The organism is Intestinimonas sp. HCP28S3_D6, assembly GCF_052065695.1.
GTDB lineage: Bacteria > Bacillota > Clostridia > Oscillospirales > Oscillospiraceae > Intestinimonas.
The window spans coordinates 1-1,606 of the sequence record NZ_JBQHTM010000118.1 but is presented as its reverse complement, the minus strand read 5'-3'; the positions used below and the strand labels follow the sequence as shown (position 1 = coordinate 1,606).

Sequence of the window (1,606 nt, the reverse complement as noted above, 5' to 3'; positions counted from 1 at the left end):
TGTTTTCGGTAAAATGAAAATGTAGCAAATGGTACTCAAAAAGTGAGCACCCCAATGGCAAATAAAAAGAGCCATTGTCAGCACCTGAAATAAACGCTACCCTTTAGGTGGGATAACCATAAGGGGGTAGCAGAAAGGTGTTACGAATGGCTCAAATCAAGTATATCAAAGACCTCTACGAAAATGAAGAGGCAAGTTTGCGGGAAATATGCCGCATAACCGGCCACAGCTTTGAGACTGTCCGCAAGTACGCCTACCAGGAAAACTGGAGCGAGGACAATCTGCCGGATATTGAGCCACAGAGCTATCCGGTGCTGCAAGACTTCATCCCCATCATTGATAAATGGCTGGAGGAGGACCGAAAGGCCCCCAGGAAACAGCGCCATACAGTAATGCGGATTTACCACCGCCTGTGTGATGAGCATGGGTTTACTGGCTGCTATTCCACCGTGAAGAAGTATGTCCGCAAGAAAAAATATGTCATGAAAACTCTGAGTGCCGGTTATCTCCCTCTGGAGCACCCCAAAGGCTGGGGACAGGTGGACTTTGGCCTTGCGGAAGGCGAATGGGCCGCTACCGGAGAACGCTTTCCGTTCTATGCGCTGACGATCTCATTCCCCGGCTCTAACAACGGAGTAACGCAAGCGTTCCCGTCTCAAAACCAAGAGTGCCTGCTGGAAGGCATGAAGCGGATTTTTGAGCACATTGGCGGCGTCCCTCCCAGGCTGCGGTTTGACAACATGACCACGGCGGTTGCTCAGGTACTAAAAGATGGTGAGCGTGTCCTTACGGACGGCTTTACCCGCTTTATGCTCCACTACCGTTTCCAAGCTGATTTTTGCAATCCGGCTTCCGGCAACGAAAAAGGCAATGTAGAGAACAAGGTTGGTTACAGCCGCCGCAATGCGTTTGTCCCGGTCCCAGTCATTACCTCGTTTGAGGAATTTAATGAACAGCTCTTGGAGTGGTGCGAAAAGGACGCTGACCGGCTCCACTACAAGCACAAGGTTCCCATCCGGGAACTTTGGGAAGAGGACAAGGCGGCACTTTTAGAGCTGCCGCAGTATCCCTTCTCTGTGTTCCGCTACACGACGCTTACCGTGAGTAAAACAGGCTTTGCAACGATTGAGACGAATAAATACGGGCTATCTCCCATGCTGGCCGGCGAAAAAGTACAGGCCAAAATCTTCTATGACCATGTAGAGTTTTACCACGACCACAGACCGGTTGGACGCTTTCCCAGAAGCTACAAGACCAATGATGAGGTCTACGACTGGACGCAGTATGTGTCCACCCTCTGCAAAAAGCCAGGAGCGATTGAGCATACCCGTTTCTTCCACCAAATGCCGCAACGGTGGCAGGATTATCTTGCTTCCACCAAGGGAAAAGAGCGGAAGAGCGCCCTGCAACTTCTCAGCGAAATCGTTGCTGACGGAAACTCTGAGTTCTGTGATGATGCTCTGGAAATGGCAGCCGCCAATGGCCGGGCCGATGTGGACAGCCTGCGGCAGTGTTATTACATGATTGCCAAGAAGGAGTACCGCCCAGATCCGCTTAAACTCTCCGGAGCCCCATTGCTGAACTACAATCCAAACCTCTCAGCCTA

General features: G+C 51.2%; 1 protein-coding gene. It reads left to right on the top strand.

Annotation, left to right across the window (positions count from 1 at the left end; translation table 11 throughout):
- Positions 1 to 146: 146 nt before the first annotated feature.
- The coding region (gene istA / locus ACTNBK_RS16975) for an IS21 family transposase (RefSeq protein WP_441147868.1) at positions 147 to 1,606 on the top strand (1,460 nt) is incomplete at its 3' end.